This is a genomic window from Pseudoxanthomonas sacheonensis, from assembly GCF_010093305.1.
Taxonomy (GTDB): Bacteria; Pseudomonadota; Gammaproteobacteria; order Xanthomonadales; family Xanthomonadaceae; genus Pseudoxanthomonas_A; species Pseudoxanthomonas_A sacheonensis.
In genome coordinates, this window is the sequence record NZ_PDWS01000019.1 from 57,718 (window position 1) to 75,411 (window position 17,694).

16 protein-coding genes are annotated in these 17,694 nt (G+C 65.3%); 11 read left to right on the top strand and 5 right to left on the bottom strand.

Features of this window, described 5'->3' with window-relative positions; genetic code table 11:
- Positions 1-62 precede the first annotated feature (62 nt).
- Positions 63-1,097: an L-threonine 3-dehydrogenase gene (gene tdh, locus CSC73_RS15100; RefSeq protein WP_211840899.1), complete on the bottom strand. Its 1,035-nt coding sequence runs from the start codon at positions 1,095-1,097 to the stop codon at positions 63-65.
- A 146-nt stretch (positions 1,098-1,243) separates the two neighbouring features.
- On the opposite strand from tdh, the gene CSC73_RS15105 reads away from it, so the two are divergent.
- From CSC73_RS15105 to CSC73_RS15135, 7 genes are all read left to right on the top strand, one after another.
- Positions 1,244-3,409 carry a S46 family peptidase gene (locus CSC73_RS15105; RefSeq protein ID WP_211840900.1) on the top strand — a complete coding sequence of 722 codons (2,166 nt, stop codon included), beginning with the start codon at positions 1,244-1,246 and terminating at the stop codon, positions 3,407-3,409.
- Between the two features lie 194 nt (positions 3,410-3,603).
- Positions 3,604-4,248 (top strand): histidine phosphatase family protein, encoded by a 645-nt coding sequence (locus tag CSC73_RS15110; protein ID WP_163841802.1) that lies wholly within the window; start codon positions 3,604-3,606, stop codon positions 4,246-4,248.
- Between the two features lie 4 nt (positions 4,249-4,252).
- On the top strand, positions 4,253-5,656 hold the full coding sequence (locus CSC73_RS15115; protein WP_163841806.1) for a bifunctional folylpolyglutamate synthase/dihydrofolate synthase: 1,404 nt from the start codon (positions 4,253-4,255) through the stop codon (positions 5,654-5,656).
- A gap of 68 nt (positions 5,657-5,724) precedes the next feature.
- Positions 5,725-6,747 (top strand): SPOR domain-containing protein, encoded by a 1,023-nt coding sequence (locus tag CSC73_RS15120; RefSeq protein WP_163841809.1) that lies wholly within the window; start codon positions 5,725-5,727, stop codon positions 6,745-6,747.
- Positions 6,748-6,816: 69 nt separating this feature from the next.
- Entirely contained in the window at positions 6,817-7,575 is a 759-nt protein-coding gene (locus CSC73_RS15125) for a CvpA family protein (protein ID WP_163841811.1), read from the top strand.
- A gap of 20 nt (positions 7,576-7,595) precedes the next feature.
- Positions 7,596-9,065, top strand: coding sequence for an amidophosphoribosyltransferase (purF, locus tag CSC73_RS15130; protein ID WP_163841814.1), 1,470 nt, complete (start codon positions 7,596-7,598; stop codon positions 9,063-9,065).
- A 96-nt stretch (positions 9,066-9,161) separates the two neighbouring features.
- Positions 9,162-10,007, top strand: coding sequence for a ferritin-like domain-containing protein (locus CSC73_RS15135; RefSeq protein ID WP_425502331.1), 846 nt, complete (start codon positions 9,162-9,164; stop codon positions 10,005-10,007).
- 122 nt (positions 10,008-10,129) lie between these two features.
- On the opposite strand, the gene lpxH is transcribed toward CSC73_RS15135, so the two are convergent.
- On the bottom strand, positions 10,130-10,876 hold the full coding sequence (gene lpxH / locus CSC73_RS15140) for a UDP-2,3-diacylglucosamine diphosphatase (RefSeq protein ID WP_163841820.1): 747 nt from the start codon (positions 10,874-10,876) through the stop codon (positions 10,130-10,132).
- Between the two features lie 136 nt (positions 10,877-11,012).
- Here lpxH and gltX point away from each other — a divergent pair, with 136 nt between their 5' ends.
- Together gltX and CSC73_RS15150 are read left to right on the top strand one after the other, a co-directional pair.
- A complete protein-coding gene (gltX, locus tag CSC73_RS15145; protein WP_163841822.1) occupies positions 11,013-12,419 on the top strand; it encodes a glutamate--tRNA ligase in 1,407 nt (468 codons plus the stop codon).
- 13 nt (positions 12,420-12,432) lie between these two features.
- On the top strand, positions 12,433-12,918 hold the full coding sequence (locus CSC73_RS15150; protein WP_163841825.1) for a Fur family transcriptional regulator: 486 nt from the start codon (positions 12,433-12,435) through the stop codon (positions 12,916-12,918).
- 89 nt (positions 12,919-13,007) lie between these two features.
- Here CSC73_RS15150 and CSC73_RS15155 read toward each other — a convergent pair whose 3' ends face one another.
- The 3 genes from CSC73_RS15155 to CSC73_RS15165 all read right to left on the bottom strand — a co-directional run bounded on the left by CSC73_RS15155 (position 13,008) and on the right by CSC73_RS15165 (position 16,871).
- Entirely contained in the window at positions 13,008-14,258 is a 1,251-nt protein-coding gene (locus CSC73_RS15155; RefSeq protein ID WP_246197538.1) for an MFS transporter, read from the bottom strand.
- Positions 14,255-14,701, bottom strand: a complete 447-nt coding sequence (locus CSC73_RS15160) for a MarR family winged helix-turn-helix transcriptional regulator (RefSeq protein WP_163841828.1) — start codon at positions 14,699-14,701, stop codon at positions 14,255-14,257. The genes CSC73_RS15155 and CSC73_RS15160 overlap by 4 nt, the downstream gene beginning before the upstream one ends.
- 112 nt (positions 14,702-14,813) lie before the next feature.
- Positions 14,814-16,871, bottom strand: a complete 2,058-nt coding sequence (locus CSC73_RS15165; protein ID WP_163841830.1) for a TonB-dependent receptor — start codon at positions 16,869-16,871, stop codon at positions 14,814-14,816.
- A gap of 91 nt (positions 16,872-16,962) precedes the next feature.
- Here CSC73_RS15165 and CSC73_RS15170 point away from each other — a divergent pair, with 91 nt between their 5' ends.
- Both CSC73_RS15170 and CSC73_RS15175 read left to right on the top strand, forming a co-directional pair.
- A complete protein-coding gene (locus CSC73_RS15170; protein WP_093290015.1) occupies positions 16,963-17,376 on the top strand; it encodes a MerC domain-containing protein in 414 nt (137 codons plus the stop codon).
- 64 nt (positions 17,377-17,440) lie between these two features.
- Entirely contained in the window at positions 17,441-17,626 is a 186-nt protein-coding gene (locus CSC73_RS15175; protein ID WP_163841833.1) for a 30S ribosomal protein THX, read from the top strand.
- Positions 17,627-17,694: the final 68 nt, after the last annotated feature.

Here is a 17,694-nt window from a genome sequence, read left to right on the forward strand (position 1 = left end):
GGGGCTACGCCCCCGACACCCGGGAAGGTCGGTTCACGCGTCGGCCACGTAGAGTCAGCCGCTCAGTTCCAGCTCAATACCACCTTGCCGGCCTTGCCCGCTTCCATCAGGTCGAAGCCCTTCTGGAAATCGTCGATAGGCATCTGGTGGGTCAGCACCTTGCCCAGCGGGAAACCGCCCAGCACCAGCTGGGTCATCTTGTACCAGGTCTCGTACATCTTGCGGCCGTAGATGCCCTGCACGGTGAGGCCCTTGAAGATGATGCGGTCCCAATCCACGCCGGCGCCCTTGGGCAGAATACCGAGCAGCGCGATCTTGCCGCCGTGGTACATGCAGTCGAGCATGTCGTTGAAGGCCGCGGGATTGCCGCTCATCTCCAGGCCCACGTCGAAGCCTTCCATGTGCAGATCGGCCATCACGTCCTTCAGCGATTGCTTGGCCACGTTGACCACGCGGGTGGCGCCCATGTCGGCCGCCAGTTTCAAGCGGAAATCGTTGACGTCGGTGACCACCACGTTGCGCGCGCCGATGTGCTTGCAGATGCCCGCGGCGATCACGCCGATGGGGCCGGCGCCGGTGATCAGCACGTCCTCGCCGACCACGTCGAATTCCAGCGCGCAGTGCGCGGCGTTGCCGTAGGGGTCGAAGAACGCGGCCAGTTCGCTGGGAATCTGGTCGGGGATGGGCCACAGGTTGCTGGCCGGCATCACCATGTATTCGGCGAAGGCGCCATCGCGGTTCACGCCGATGCCCACCGTGTGCGGGCACAGGTGCGGACGGCCGCCGCGGCAGTTGCGGCAGTGGCCGCAGACGATGTGCCCTTCGGCGGAAACACGCTGGCCCAACACGTAACCGCTGACGCCCGGGCCCATCTCCACGATGCGACCCACGAACTCGTGGCCGATCACCAGACCCGGTTTGATGGTGCGCTGGCTCCAGTCGTCCCACAGATAGATGTGCAGATCGGTGCCGCAGATCGCGGTCTTCTCCAGCTTGATCAGCACTTCATTGGGGCCGGGCTGGGGCACGGGCACCTGTTCCATCCAGATCCCTTTGCCTGCTTCCCGTTTGACCAGTGCTTTCATCGTTTGCGCCATGACGGTGCAGGCCCTGCCTTGAGAGAGGGCGCGAATTATACGCCGCCGCCCATGGCCGGCCGTTGGCCCTCCCTGCCATAAGTCATGGAGTCGCCGGCAAACAGGCTGGCTACAATCCAAAGTCCATGATCTGCAAGGAATTGCCCGTGCGTTTGAACCTGCTTGCCGTTTCGCTAGCCGTCGCCTTCGCGGCCCAGACCGGCGCCGCCCAGGCCGCCGAAGGCATGTGGGTGCCGCAACAGCTTCCCGAAATCTCCGGGCCGTTGAAGAAGGCCGGCCTCAAGCTCAACCCCAAGCAACTGGCCGATCTGACCGGCGACCCGATGGGCGCGGTAGTGGCGCTGGGCGGCTGCACGGCAAGTTTCGTTTCCCCGGGCGGCCTGGTGGTCACCAACCACCATTGCGCTTACGGCGCCATCCAGCTGAACTCGACCGCGGAGAAAAACCTGATCAAGCAGGGCTTCAACCCGGCTACGCCCGCCGATGAAGTCAGCGCAGGTCCCAACGCGCGCATCTACGTGCTGGATTCGATCAAGGACGCCACCGCCGAGGCCAAGGCCGCCATCGCCTCGGCCGGCGACGATCCGTTGGCGCGGACTCGCGCACTGGAAACCTTCGACAAAAAACTCACTGCCGAATGCGAGGCCGAAGCGGGCTTCCGCTGCAAGCTCTACAGTTTTTCCGGCGGCAATGCCTATCGCCTGTTCCGCAATCTGGAAATCAAGGACGTGCGCCTTGCCTATGCGCCGCCCAGCGGAGTGGGCAAGTACGGCGGCGAAATCGACAACTGGATGTGGCCGCGCCATACCGGCGACTTCGCTTTCTATCGCGCCTATGTGGGCAAGGATGGCAAGCCGGCCGCGTTCTCCAAAGACAACGTGCCTTACCGGCCGAAGCACTGGTTGAAGTTCGCCGACAAGGCGCTGGGCGAGGGCGACTTCGTGATGGTGGCCGGCTATCCGGGATCCACCAACCGCTACGCGCTGGCCAGCGAATTCGACAGCACCGCAGGCTGGAATTATCCGATTGCCGTCAAGCACTACAAGAACCTGATCGCGCTGGTGGACGCGGCAGGCAAGAAGAATCCCGATATCCAGGTGAAGTACGCCAGCACCATGGCCGGTTGGAACAACACCAGCAAGAACTACGAAGGCCAGCTGGCGGGCTTCGAGCGCATCGATGCCGCCTGGCAGAAGCACGCCGATGAAGAAGCGGTTCTGGTGTGGCTGCGTGGCCGCGGCGCGCAGGGAAATGCCGCGCTGGCGGCGCACGACAAGCTGATCGAACTCGGCGAGGCGGCCAAGACCACGCGCGAACGCGATCTGGTCGTCGGCCAGATCAACAACACCGCGATGCTGGGTACGGCGATCCAGTTGTACCGCCTGTCCATCGAACGCGAAAAACCCGACGCCGAGCGCGAGGCCGGTTACCAGCAACGCGACTATCCCTCCATCGAAGGCGCACAGAAACAGCTGGAGCGGCGCTATGTGCCGGCGATGGACCGGCAATTGCAGCAGTATTGGTTGCGGCAGTACGTGCAGCTGCCGGCGGCGCAAAGACTGGCCCCTATCGACAAGTTTCTGGTCGGCAGCAAAGAGCAGAACCTCACCCGTGCGCTGGACCGGTTGGCCAAGACCAGGCTGGGCAGCACCGACGAGCGCATGAAGTGGCTGAAGGCGGACCGCAAGGCGTTCGAATCCAGCACCGATCCCGCCATCCAATACGCCGTCGCAGTGATGCCTTCGCTGCTCAAGCTTGAGGAGGAGCGCAAGACGCGGGCTGGCGAGGCCTTGCTGGTGCGGCCGGTCTATCTGCAGGCGGTGGCCGATTACCGCAAGAGCAAGGGCGAGTTCGTGTATCCAGACGCCAACCTTTCGCTGCGCATCACTTTCGGCAACGTGGTCGGTTACCAGCCGAAGGACGGAGTGGAATACACGCCGTTCACCACTGTCGAAGGCGTCGCCGCCAAGGCGACCGGCGCGGAGCCGTTCGACGCGCCGCAGGCCTTGCTCGATGCGGTCAAGGCCAGGCGTTACGGCGGTCTGGAAGACAAGCGCCTGGGCACGGTGCCGGTGGATTATCTGTCCAACCTGGACATCACCGGCGGCAATTCCGGTTCCCCGGTATTGGATGCGCACGGCAAGCTGGTGGGGCTGGCGTTCGACGGCAACTGGGAGTCGGTCAGTTCCAATTGGGTGTTCGATCCGAAGATGACGCGCATGATCTCCGTCGATGGCCGCTACCTGCGCTGGATCATGCAGGAGGTCTACCCGGCGCCGCGGCTGCTGAAGGAAATGGGCGCGGCGCGCTGATCGACACGGGCATCCGTCCATGGCAATGGTTTGCCCCGGTTCTTGGCGCTGACCACTGTTGGTTTGCCGGCGCGCTGCGGCGCGTTCTGGCGTCATGGCGCTTTGGGTTTGTCGCGGCGCGGTATCATTCGCTCCCGTCGTCGTTTCAAGCCCTGGAACGCCCGGCTTCACCTCTACACGGAACCATTCCCCCAATGCGCATCCTGCTTGCCCGCCACGGCGAAACGCCGTGGAACGCCGAAGGCCGCTACCAAGGCCAGATCGACATCCCGTTATCGCCCATGGGCGAATCGCAGGCCGCTGCGCTGGGCGTGCGCCTGGCGGACGTCGACATCGCCCGCGCGGTGGCCTCGCCGCTGTCGCGCGCGCGCCGCACTGCCGAACTGGCCCTGGGCGAAGCGCGGGTGCCGATGCTCGCCCTGGACCCCGATCTGCAGGAAATCGCGCACGGCGAATGGGAAGGCTTGCTGGCCAGCGAAATCAACGACAAAGATCCGGCACGGCTGCGTGCGTGGCGCGAAGAGCCCGAAACCGTGCTCATGCCCGGCGGAGAATCCCTGCGCCAGGTGCTGGACCGTTCCTGGCAGGGGCTGTCGCGCGCGGCCGATGGCCTGGGCGAGGGCGACACGCTGCTGGTCGTCGCGCACGATGCGGTCAATCGCGTGATCCTGTGCCGCGTCCTCGGCCTGCCCTTGTCCAAGCTGTGGAGCTTCCGCCAGGCGCCGACTACGCTCAACCTGCTGGAAGGCCCGGACGTGGAGCATCTGGAAATCGTCCGTCTCAACGATTGCGCGCACCACACGCCGTTCTTCGGCGAAGCGGTGCATCGGGCGCTGTAAGTCCATGGCGCGCACGCTGCAGGAATGGCTCGATTACATCGAGCAGCAACATCCGAAGTCCATCGAGCTGGGCCTGGAGCGCACACGCGAAGCGGCGCGCCGGCTGTCGCTGGGCAAACCCGCCACGCACGTCATCACGGTTGGCGGCACCAACGGCAAGGGTTCCACGGTAGCGTTCATCGAGGCCATCGCCCGCGCGGCAGGATTGAGAGTCGGCACCTACACTTCGCCGCATCTGCTGCGCTACAACGAACGCGTGCGCATCGAGGGACGCGAGGCCAGCGATGAAGAACTGGTCGCTGCATTCGAAGCGGTGGAGGCGGCGCGTTTGAGCCCCTCTCCCACCGGGAGAGGGGTTGGGGTGAGGGTACGGCGAAGTGGGGATTCCCCAGGTTGCAGTCCAACACCATCCCCACCCAACCTCGTATCAAGTACGGGGCAGGCTCCTCCCCCTGAAGGGGAAGGCTCAAGCGTGCCACTCACCTATTTCGAGTTCGGAACACTGGCTGCGCTCTGGCTTTTCCAACAATCGAATCTCGACCTGGCAGTGCTGGAAGTCGGCCTCGGCGGCCGCCTGGACGCGGTGAACATCGTCGACCCCGACGTCGCCGTCATCACCACCGTCGATATCGACCACATCGACTGGCTGGGCAGCGACCGCGAAAGCATAGGCTTCGAGAAAGCGGGCATCGCACGCGCGTGGAAGCCGCTGGTGCTGGGCGAGATCGACTCGCCTTCCAGCGTCCTGCGCCACGCCTACGCCATCGGCGCCAACGCGGTGCGGCTGGGCAGCGACTTCATCCATGAGCCTGTGGATGAATCGCACTGGCGCTGGCGCGATGCCGGTTTCGCGATCGAGCTGCCGAATCCGAAGCTCAGCGCGCCGGTGCAGCGCGCCAACGCAGCGACCGCCATCGCGGCATTGCGCGCGCTGGATATCGAACTGCCGACGTCCGCATTGGCGAGCGGCGTTGCTTCGGCAACGCTCCCCGGAAGATTGCAACGCTTCGACCTGCATGGCACACCGGTAATCGTGGACGTGGGCCACAACCCGCAGGCCGCGCGCGAACTGTCGGCATGGTTGCGGGCCGAACCTGTGCCTGGACGCACACTTGCGGTGTTCGCTGCCCTGGCCGACAAGGACGTGCAGGGCGTGGTTGCGGCGCTTGAGGGCGAAGTCTCGGATTGGTTGCTCGCCGGCTTGGAGAGCGTGGGCGCGCGCGGGCAATCGGCGGATGAGCTGGCGTCGAAGGTCAGCGGCGCGGCAGCCGCAGGCTCGCGCCACGCCGACGTGCATGCCGCATTGCAGGCGGCTCTGGCGCAGGCGCATTCGGAAGATCGGATACTCGTGTTCGGTTCCTTCCACACCGTTGCCGAAGCGCTGGCGATCCTGCATTCAGGTCAATGACGGGGAAGCCGTTTCGCGGCACCGTATAATTCGCACGGCATTCCCGCCGCGTCGTTTTGCGAGCCCGCATGGATACCGCACTCAAACAACGCCTGATCGGCGCCGTCGTCCTGGTGGCGCTGGCGGTGATCTTCCTGCCGATGCTGATCAAGGGTCCCGCGCCCGACAGCGGCGTGTCGGACGTACCGCTGGAGGTGCCGGCCGCGCCGGGCGGGCAATACGAAACCCGCGAACTTCCCTTGGTGACGCCCGGCAACGCTCCGGCGGGCGGCGTGGTGGGCATGGATGAGAAGCCGGCTGCCGCGCCGGCAAGCGCAAGCGAGGCCGTTCCGCTCGGCGCTGCCCCGGCCACCGCAGCGGGCGCCATGCTGCCGGCCAGCACGGCAGGCGGCAACTACGCGGTCAACTTCGGTGCTTACGCCACCCCGTCAGACGCCGACGCGGTGATCTCGCGCCTCAAGCAGTCCTCGCTTCCGGCTTTCCGCGAGCCCACCACCATCAACGGCAAAACCGCCTATCGCGTGCGTATCGGACCTTACGCCGAGCGCGCCGATGCCGAAACCGTGCGCTTGCAGGCGTCGCAGGTGCGCAGCGACGTGAAAGCGCAGGTGGTGACCCTGGATGCCGCCGCACCTGCGACGGCATCCGCATCGACTTCGGTGCCGCTGGCCGCGCCCGCGCCGTCGGTAACCACGCAGACCTTGCCCGAATCGCCTAAACCCGCACAGACCACGCCCGCACCCGCGCCCGCACCCGCGCCGAAACCTGTGGCAGCGGCGCCGAAACCGGCAGCCGTTGCACCCAAGCCCGCGCCCAAGCCGGCCGAGCCGGTGGTGGCCAAGCCAGCCGCTTCCAATGTGGGTTTCGCCGTACAGCTCGGCGCCTTCTCCAAGGCTGCCGACGCCAATGCCTTGCGCGACAAACTGCGCGCCGGGGGGTTCAGCGCTTTCGTCGAACAGGTCAAGACCGACAAGGGCACGCTGAGCAGGGTGCGCGTCGGCCCGGTCGCCAGTCGCGCCGACGCCGACAAACTGAAGGCTCAGGTCGCGGCCAAGGTGGGCATCAGCGGCATGGTCCGCCCGCATCCGTGACCGCCTGATATTTGACCGGAGCCCGGGGATGAAAGGCCGGCTCGCAGCAATCGGGGGATATCCGTCACGATGATCGACATCGTTCTATTGATCATCATCGGCGGGTCCGCTTTGCTCGGCCTGATCCGGGGGCTGGTGGGCACGCTGGTGTCGACGGCTGCGTGGTTGCTGGCCGGCTGGGTCACTTTCGAATTCGGCGGGCAGGCCGCCTTCTGGCTGTCCGACGACGGCAGACCCACCATGACCGAACTGTTCGGCGGCTATGCGCTGAGTTTCGTGGTGGTGATGGTGGTGGTGGCGCTGATCGGCGCCCTGGCCAAATCGATGGTCCGTTCGGTCGGGTTGTCGGGCGTGGACCGCATGCTGGGCGCGGGCCTGGGCCTGCTGCGCGGAGCTTTCCTGGCCTGCATCCTGGTGCTGTTGATGGGCTTCACGCCCTTGCCGAGCGAGCCTTCCTGGCGCCAGTCCAGCGTTCTGCCGGTATTGCTGCCCGCTGCGGGCTGGATGCGTTCCAAGCTGCCGGACTGGTCCGTTCCGGAAATGGATTTTCGCAATGCCCTCGGCTCAGGCGATAATGTCGCCCCGGATGAAGCGTCCGGACCCTTGCTGGACGGTGTCGTTCAGCAAGTCATCGACAAGGCCAAAGGTGGCGTGTCGCAGCGGCAGGCGGTGGGAAGCGTCCCGGCAGGCAAGGATCCGGCGAACATCGAGGCCGGCGGGCAGGAACCCGCGAACATCGAAGCGAGCGGGCAGGCCCCGGCAAGCGGTCCCGCCAACCTCGAATCATCGAAACGCCCCAACGGCCAGAAACGGCCCAATTCGCAATAAGCAAGCGGAGTACGCAAACCATGTGCGGCATCGTCGGAATCGTCGGCAACCAGAACGTTGCGGGGCAGCTTTATGACGGGCTGACCGTCCTGCAGCACCGCGGGCAGGATGCGGCCGGCATCGCCACCGCCGACGGCACGCGCCTGCGCGTGCACAAGGACAACGGACTGGTGCGTGACGTGTTCAACCCCAAGGCGATGAGCACGCTGGAAGGGCGCGTGGGCATCGCCCATTGCCGCTACCCGACCGCCGGTTCCGAAGGCCTGGACGAAGCGCAGCCGTTCTACGTGAATTCGCCGTACGGCATCGCCCTGGCGCACAACGGCAACCTGATCAACACCGACGCCCTGCGCCAGGATGTGTTCGCTGAGGATCGCCGCAACATCAACACCGATTCGGACAGCGAGGTGCTGCTGAACGTGTTCGCGCACGAACTCGACCGTCAGCGCACGCTTTCGCCCGAGACCGCGATCCGCGCAGTCGCCGGCGTGCATCGCCGGGTCAAGGGCGGCTACGCGGTGGTCAGCGTGGTGCTGGGCCTGGGCCTGGTGGCCTTCCGCGACCCGCACGGCATCCGCCCGCTGGTGCTGGGCAAGCGCGAGCACAACGAAGGCACGGAGTACATCGTCGCGTCGGAATCGGCGGCGTTGGATATCCTGGGCTTCCAGCGCGTGCGCGACGTGCAGCCGGGCGAGGCCATCGTGATCACCGCGCGCGGCGAGCTGTTCGCCGAAATCTGCGCCGAACCGCAAGAGCATGCGCCCTGCATCTTCGAGTACGTGTACTTCGCGCGCCCGGACTCGATGATCGACAACGTCTCGGTGCACAAGGCGCGCATGCGCATGGGCGTGAAGCTGGGCGAGAAGATCCTGCGCCTGCGCCCGGACCACGACATCGACACCATCATCCCCATTCCCGACACCTCGCGCGACGCGGCGCTGGAAATATCCAACGTGCTGGGCGTGAAGTACCGCGAAGGCTTCATCAAGAACCGTTACGTCGGCCGCACCTTCATCATGCCGGGGCAGGGCGAGCGGGTTAAATCGGTGCGCCGCAAACTCAATCCAATCCCGCTCGAGTTCCGCAACCGCGTGGTGCTGCTGGTGGACGACTCCATCGTGCGCGGCACCACCAGCCAGCAGATCGTGCAGATGGCGCGCGACGCCGGCGCGCGCAAGGTCTACCTGGCCTCGGCCGCGCCGCCGGTGCGTTTCCCCAACATCTACGGCATCGACATGCCGGCGGCGGATGAGCTGGTGGCCAACGAACGCAGCATCGAGGAAATCGAGAAATTCCTGGGCTGCGACTGGCTGATCTACCAGGACCTGGAAGACCTGGAAGCCTCGGTACGCGAGGGCAATCTGGATCTGCAGCGCTTCGACTCTTCCTGCTTCAATGGCGATTACGTGACGGGCATCGAGCCGGGCTATTTCGAACGCATCGAAGCGTTGCGTTCGGACGAAGCCAAGCGCAAGCGTCGGGTGTCGTGAAACCCGTTTCGCCCGGATCGTCATCCCAGCGAAATACGGGATCCGTTTTGATCTTGCTTTTGCCTTTGCTGTTCGACATTCAGGAGCAAAGTCAAAATGGATCCCAGCTTTCGCTGGGATGACGATTCGTTTTTCATGTTTTCGTCACTCTTCGACGCCGCTCGGGCATGCCTTGACGCTGCTTCGCCAGACGGCAAAGTCACGCTGACCCAGGAGTACGCCGCCGCGTTCTCCCGTCGCGAACTCCGTGCCGCTCCCGATGCGCCAGCACCGCAGCCCATCCGCATGCCCGGCCGTCCCGAGCGGCCGCGACTGGTGCCGGCGCGCGACCTTCCGCAACGTGGCATAGGCAGCGCCGAAGGCCGTGCTGCCTTCATCCACGCCATCGCCCATATCGAGTTCAACGCCATCGATCTGGCCTGGGACGCGGTCTATCGCTTCCGCGGCCTGCCGCCGCAGTTCTATGCCGACTGGGTGTCGGTGGCCAACGACGAATCACGGCACTTTGTGCTGTTGCGCGGCCGGTTGCGCGAACTGGGACATGAATACGGCGACTTCGACGCGCACAACGGCCTGTGGGAAATGGCCGAGAAGACCGCGCACGACGGTCTGGCGCGCATGGCCCTGGTGCCGCGCGTGCTGGAGGCGCGCGGATTGGACGTTACGCCGGGCATGATCGCCAAACTGCGCAACCTGGGCGACAAGGCCAGCGTGGAGATTCTGGAGCTGATCCTGCGCGAGGAAGTGGCCCATGTCGCCGCCGGTTCGCATTGGTATCGCTGGTATTGCGAACGCGAAGGCAGGGAGCCGCGTTCGACTTTTCGCGAGCTGCTGGTCCAGTACGCTGGACCCGTGCTGCGCGGTCCGTTCAACCATCATGCGAGATTGCAGGCCGGTTTCGACGCCGAGGAAATCGCCGCCCTGGAGCAGCTAGCGCCATAGATTTATAGCGCGCGCGTAGGAGCGACGTAAGTCGCGAAACGATCCATTTGCATTCCAGATCCCGGATATTCGCGACTTACGTCGCTCCTACGCGCTCTACGCATCCCGCGGCCATGGGGGTTTTACGCCTGCAACGACTCCAGGCGATAGCCGTCGGCATCCACGCGCAAGACCGACCCTTGCTCGTACCAGTCGCCCAGCACGATGCGCGTGCATTCCCGTTCGCCCAACCGCAACGTATGCACGGCAGGGCGGTGGGTGTGCCCATGGATCATGGTGTCGATGCCGAAGCGCGCGAACGTCGCTTCCACCGTGGCCGGTGTCACATCGGTCACCGTCTCGAACCGCACATCGTTGCCGCCTTCGCGCAGTTTGGCCTGATGCGCCCGACTGGCCGCACGTGCCTGTGCGGCGAAGGCCAGCCGCGCCTGCAGAGGCTGCGAGAGGAACTGCGCCTGCCAGTCCGGGTTGCGGGTCTGCGTGCGGAAGGCCTGGTAGGCGACATCGTCGGTGCACAGCAGATCGCCGTGCAATAGCAGCGTCGGCTTGCCGTAAAGCACGACCACGGCAGGGTCCGACAGGATGCGGAAGCCGGCATGCGCCGCGTAATCCTGCCCCACCAGAAAATCCCGGTTGCCGCGAATGAAATACACCGGCACGCCGCCATCGGCCACTTCCCGCAATGCAGAGGCGACATAAGCGCCGACTTCGGAGGGGTCGTCGTCGCCCACCCAGGCTTCGAACAGGTCGCCGAGCACATACAGCGCGTCGGCCGATTTCCCTTCGCGCCGTACGAACTGGCCGAATAGTTCGGTGATGGCCGGCCGGGAGGAATCCAGGTGCAGATCGGAGATGAAAAGGGTGGTCATGAGAGAGATTGTAGGCTGCCCCCTGTAGGAGCGGGCCCTGCCCGCGACGCTCCACGGGCGCCCCACGAAAAGCGTCGCGGGCAGGGCCCGCTTCTACAAGGGTAAAATTGCCGGATTCCGCTTTATTGGACCTCAAATGACCTGCCGTACCCGTTTCGCCCCCAGCCCCACCGGTTACCTGCACATCGGCGGCGCGCGCACCGCGCTGTACTGCTGGCTGGAGGCGCGCCACCGCGGTGGCGACTTCATCCTGCGCATCGAGGACACCGACCGCGAGCGCAGCACCCAGGGCGCCATCGACGCCATTCTGGAGGCGATGGAGTGGCTGGGGCTGGACTACGACGAAGGCCCGATCTACCAGACCCAGCGCCTGGACCGCTACCGCGAAGTGGCCGAGCAACTGGTCGCCGACGGCAAGGCCTACTACGCCTACGAGACCAAGGAAGAGCTGGAAGCCATCCGCAACGCCGCCCAGGCCGCGGGCGACAAGCCGCGCTACGACGGCCGCGCGCGCGAACTGAACCTGCCGCACCGCGACGATCCCAACCGCGTGATCCGTTTCAAGAACCCGCAAACCGGCAGCGTGGTGTTCGAGGACCGCATCAAGGGCCGCATCGAGATAAGCAACAGCGAGCTGGACGACCTGGTGATCTTCCGTTCCGATGGCTATCCCACCTACAACTTCGCGGTGGTGGTGGACGACATCGACATGGGCATCACCGACGTGATCCGTGGCGACGACCACATCAACAACACCCCGCGCCAGATCAACATCTACGAAGCGCTGGGCGTGCCGGTGCCGCTGTTCTCGCACATGCCGATGATCCTGGACCCGGAAGGCGCCAAGCTGTCCAAGCGCACCGGCGCGGCCGACGTGATGCAGTACAAGGACGCCGGCTACCTGCCGCATGCGCTGATCAATTACCTGGCGCGGCTGGGCTGGTCGCACGGCGACCAGGAGCTGTTCACGCGTGAGGAACTGATCCAGCTGTTCTCGGTGGAAGACGTCAATTCCAAGGCCGCGCGCCTGGACATGGACAAGCTGGGCTGGGTCAACCAGCACTATCTCAAGAGCGACGATCCAGCCGCCATCGCGCCGCAGCTGGAGTACCAGCTGCGCAAGCTGGGGCTGGAGCCCGCCAACGGACCCGCGCCCGCCGATGTCGTCATCGCCCTGCGCGACCGCGTGCAGACGCTGAAGGAAATGGCCGAGCGTGCCGCAGTCTGGTACCTGCCGCTTGAGAATTACGACGAAGCCGCAGTCGCCAAGCACCTGAACACCGCGGCTTCAGCGCCGTTGGCCGCCGCCCGCGACCATCTGGCCAATGCGGTGGAATGGACCGTCGAATCGGTTTCCGCGGCGCTCCACGATACGGCCGCCGCGCTGGGTCTGGGCATGGGCAAGGTGGCCCAGCCGCTGCGCGTGGCCATCACCGGTACCCAGGTCAGCCCGGATATTTCCCAGACCGTGTACCTGGCCGGACGCGAGCAGGCCTTGAAACGCATCGACGCAGCGCTTATCAAGATACCTGCGGATTCATAATCCTCACTCGACTATGGCCCAGAAGCACTCCTGCACCGATCCCAAGCACCACGTCGACGACGCCCACGGCTTCGTCGCGGCGGTGGAGCATGCGTGCCAGGAACGCGGGTTGCGGCTGACCCCGATCCGCTCGCGCGTACTTTCGCTGATCGCCGACGCCGGCAAGCCGGTCAAGGCCTACGAACTGCTGGAACTGGTACGCGAAAAGAAGGGAGTGGGTGCCGATGCGCCTCCCACGGTGTACCGCGCTTTGGATTTCCTGATGGCCAACGGCTTCGTCCACAAGCTGGAATCGGTGAATGCGTTCGTGGCCTGCCACCACCCCAACAGCGATCAGCATTCGGTGCCGTTCCTGATCTGCGACCGTTGCCATAGCGCGGTGGAGCTGGAAGACCGCGAAGTGGTCACGCAACTGGAAGCCCGCGCCAAGGCGCTCGGCTTCCAGCCGCAGGCGCAGACCCTGGAAGTGCACGGCCTCTGCGCGCGCTGCGCCGCCTGATCGGTAAGCCATAGGGGCGCGTAGGAGCGACGTGAGTCGCGAAACCATAAATATGAATATTCGCGACTCACGTCGCTCCTACGACGCAATTACGCCACGGTAGCGGCTTGCAGGCGCGGCGACTTTTCGCGGATGGGCAGGTTCGCCGCCGCCGCGATCAACGCCAACGCGATGTCCGCGTACCACATCCAGGTGTAGTCGCCGAAGGTCTCCATTGCCACGCCGCCCAGCCATGCGCCGAAGAATCCGCCGACCTGGTGCGACAGCAGAGTCAGGCCGAACAGCGTGCCCAGGTAGCGCGGGCCGAACAATTTACCGATCAAGCCCGCCGTCGGCGGCACCGTCGCCAGCCAGGTGAAACCCAGCGCGGCGGCGAAGATATAGAAGGTCATCGGCGTGGGCGGAGACAGCAGGTAGACCGCGATCATCACCCCGCGGCTCGCATACATCGCCGCCAGTATCAGTTTCATCCGGTAGCGCTGGCCCAGTGCGCCGGCGGCCAGGCTGCCCAACACGTTGAACAGGCCGATCAAAGCGATCGAAGCGCCAGCGACGCCCGGTTTCAGACCGCAAAGCGCGATCTCGCCCGGCAGATGCGTGACCAGGAACGCGATGTGGAAACCGCAGGTGAAGAAGCCCAGGTGCAGCATCCAGTAACTGCGGTCGCGCAAGGAGATGCGCAGCTGTTCGCGCAAGGTGATTTCCGCCGGCGGTGCGGCGACCGCGCTGGCGCCGGTTATTGCCGCGGTCGCAGGTCTGCGCCGCAGCGGCCAGGCCAACGGCAGGGTCAGCAGCGAAGCGGCGGCCAGTCCGAACATCGCCACGCCCCAACCCGCAGCGCTGATCGCCAACTGCACCAGCGGCGCGAATACGAACTGCCCCAGCGATCCTCCGGCATTGATGAAACCGGCTGCGAACGAACGCTTCTCCGGCGCCAGCCGCGAAGCGGTAGCGCCGATCAGGATGGAGAAACTGCCCGCGCCCGCGCCGGCCGCGGTCAACAGCCCAAGGGTGAACATCAGTCCCCACTGCGAAGACATGAAAGGCGTCAGCGCCATGCCCAGGGCAAGCAGGATGCCGCCGGCGACCAGGATGCGCGTCGAACCCTGTTTGTCGGCGATGGCGCCGAACACCGGCTGCACCGCGCCCCATACGAACTGTCCGATCGCCAGCGCGAAACTGATCGCGGCGATACCCACGCCAGTGGATTGGTGGATGGGCTGCACGAACAGGCCGGTGGTCTGGCGCGCGCCCATGGTGATCATCAGCATGGCCGCCGCAGTCAGCAGCAGTCCCCAGTGCATCGCCGGCGCGGCGCGTCCGTTGGTAGCGATGCTCATGCGGCGATCCCCGATTCATGGCGCAATGCGATGTCCAGCAGGTCCAGGTCCGCGCGCAGACGGTCGGTCCTGGCGATGCCGTAGCTGGCTTCGATGCGCCGCTGCGCGCGCAGCCAATGCGGTTTCGCGTTGGCGATGCGCTTGCGCCCGCTGGCGGTGACGGAAATCAGCCGTTGCCGCGCGTCTTCGCCACGCGCTTCTTTCAACCAGCCCGCTTCCAGCAGCGGCTTGAGGTTGCGGGTCAGCGTGGTGCGTTCCATGCCCAGCGAATCGGCCAGTTCGCCCAGCAAACAATGACCGCCACGTTCGGTATGGCGCAGGATGGAATATTCGTTGAGGCTGAGGCCTACCGCCGCGAGCTCGCGATCGTAGATCTGGGACACCTGCCGTGCGGCGCGGCGCAGGCGGAAACAAGTGCAGACGCTTTCGGAAGGAGAGGGCATGCGGTGCGCCGACAGTACGATTCGGCCATTTAAGTGCATATGCACCTATTCTGTCAACAAAAAGGCGGCTGGTCCTTTTGGCCAGCCGCCTTTGCCGGTTACGGCAAGGCCGTCAGAAGAACACCCGGATGCCCGTCGAGAAATTGCGGTCCGGCAGCACCACCGAATCCTTCAGGAAGGAAGTGTGCACGCGCGCGGTTTCGCCGGTCAGGTTGCTGCCGTCCACGAACAGCTCCCATGCGGTGTCGCCCTGGTCGTGGTGGTAGGCGACATGCGCGTCGACCAGCGTGTAGCCCGCAGTCGGGGTTTCGTTGACAGCCACCTTGTCCTGCTTGTCGTAGCGCACCGCACCCAGCGACGCGCGCCAGCCTTCGCGTTCCCAACGCAGCTGCGCGCCGAACCGCGAAGGCGCGATGCGCGGCAGGTTGCCGCCCGCCGCCAGCGTTCCGCGCACCGTATCGCCATACACGCGCAGGTCCCAGGTGCCGTTGTCGTTGTTGGCCAGGTGGAAAGTGGCTTCCCCCTCGAAGCCATGGAAGCGCGCATCGGCCTGGCTCCATTGGCGGATCGGCAGGAATTCGCCCTCCTCGAATTCGGTTTCCTCGCCGGTATCGACCAGATAGATGAAATCGTCGAAACGGTTGTAGTAGACCGAAGCCTTGGCGTCCATGAAGTCGGACTGGTACTGCAGGCCGAATTCCAACTGGTTCGCTTTTTCCTTGCCCAGGTTCGCATCGCCGATTTCATAGGCCAGCGTCGCCAGGTGCGGACCGTCGGAGAACAATTCTTCCTCGGCCGGCGCGCGTTCGGCATGGTCCAGATTGGCGGTCACGCGCCATTGTTCGTTGAGCCGCCAGCCGCCCGCCAGCGACAGGCTCAGCGGTTTGAAATCGCGGGCGGTGCCGTTGACCGGATCGGCCTCGATACTGTCGAGGCGCGCGCCGAGATCAAGCTGGAAATCGTTCCAGTTCTTGCGGGCCACGCCGAACACGCCCAGCGAGCGGGTACTGGTCTCCGGGACGAAGGATTCCTCGCCGATCGCGGCGAAGGTCGACTTGCCGCCCTGTATGCCGACGGCGGTTTTCCATCCCGACATTTCCGCGAACGCGGCTTCCACGCGGCCTTCGTTGGCGTTCTTGGTGAAGGTGGTGCCGACTTCCTCGCCTTCGAACTCGATGTGGTTGTAGTCGGTATGGCCGAAGCTGTAGCGCAGGCTGCTGCCTTCGCCCCAGGGATCGGTCAGGCCGCCCTTGAGGTCGTAGCGGTTCTGGCGCAGTTTCAGCCAGACGCCGCGTTCGCCGGCGGCCAGGTCGCCAGGCTCGCCCGGATTGCCGTAATCGTCTTCGAAACGCGAAGCCGACACGCCGATGAAGCCCCAGTCGCCCAGCAACGAACCGCCGACCGCGCCGGTCTTGGTGTCGATGAAGGTATTGGCCTGCTTGCCGTCCGGCGTGTCGTAGTCCTTGTTGTTGCGGTACACCGCATCGGCGTGCAGGGCGAAGCGGTCGTTGCCGCCGTCGACGCGCACCAGGTCGGTGTTGCCTTCGTTGACGCTGTCGAAACGCACTTCGGCGCGGCCGCTGAAGCCGCCGTCGATGGCCGCTTCGGGAATCCGCCCGTCGACCACGTTGACGATGCCGCCGATGGCGCCGCTGCCGTAGAGCAGGGTGGAGGGGCCCTTCAACACCTCGATCTGGTCGGCCAGGAAGGCTTCCACGGCCGGCGAGTGGTCCTGGCTGACGGTGGACACGTCCTGGCTGGACAAACCATTACTCAGTACTGCAACGCGCGGGCCGTCCAATCCGCGCAGGATCGGCCGGCCGACGCCCGGGCCGAAGTTGGAGCTCTGCACGCCCGGCAGGCTGGAGATGGTCTCGCCCAGGCTGGCGGCGCGGCTTTCGTCCAGGCGCTCGCCGGTCAGCACCTCGGCGGGCTTGCTCAGGGCGTCGGCGGCATCGCGCAGGGGGCTGGCGGTCACCACCACGCTGTCCAGGTCCTTGACGTGACGGTCGCTGGGCTCGCCATCGGTATGGCGGGTATCGGTGGGCGGGACGTCGGCGGCGGTCGCCTCCGTGCTATCGGCGCCGGCGGCCCAAGCCAGGGCGGGGGAAAGGGCCAATGCCAGGGCAATGGCTAGCCTGTGGCGGGAATGCGCGGGGCTGGGATTCATCGGGGGGGTTATTCCGGGAAGTGGAGGGGAGGGTTGACGAATGTTATAATATACCAACATTGGAAAACGACCCCTCCCGAAAGTCATACTGATGCCCATGGATTCCCGCTTCCGCAGCCTGCTAGACCGTTTCGGCGCCACCGGCTCGATGATCTGCGCCGTGCATTGCGCCCTGACCCCGCTTTTACTGGCGGCGATTCCGTCGCTGGGGATATCGGCGTGGCTGGGCGACGGTTTCGAGCGCGGTTTCGTGCTGTTCGTGACCGTGCTGGGCCTGTTCAGCCTGCTCTGGGGCTATCGCCGCCATCGCGCTTTCCGCGCGCTCACCCTGCTGCTGATCGGTCTGGCGGTGCTTTGGGCCGGCGCCTACTATCCGCCGCTGCACCATCAGGTGGTGGTGCACGCCATCGTCATGACCCTGGGCGGTACGCTGGTGGGGCTGGCGCATATCATCAATCTGCGCCTGAACCACTGGCACATTCACGATGCCAGCTGTGCTCATTGAGGCCTGCGTGATAGGCTTTGCGGCCTCGCGCGCAAGGCGCTACAGCTGAATACAGGAGCAAACCATGGGCAAAGGTGATCGCAGGACCGCCAAGGGCAAGCGCAATATCGCTAGCTACGGCAACGCACGCACGCACGTTTCCAAAGTCGCCGTCGGCCCGGCCGCGCCTGTCGCGAAGAAGACCGTGACCAAGGCGGCGGCGCCGGCGAAGAAGGCCGTTGCCAAGAAGACGGTGGCCAAAGCCGGCTGATCGGCTCACTGCCGCGATGCGCAAAACGCGACGCCTGGCGTCGCGTTTTCGTTTGTGTCGGCGGCACG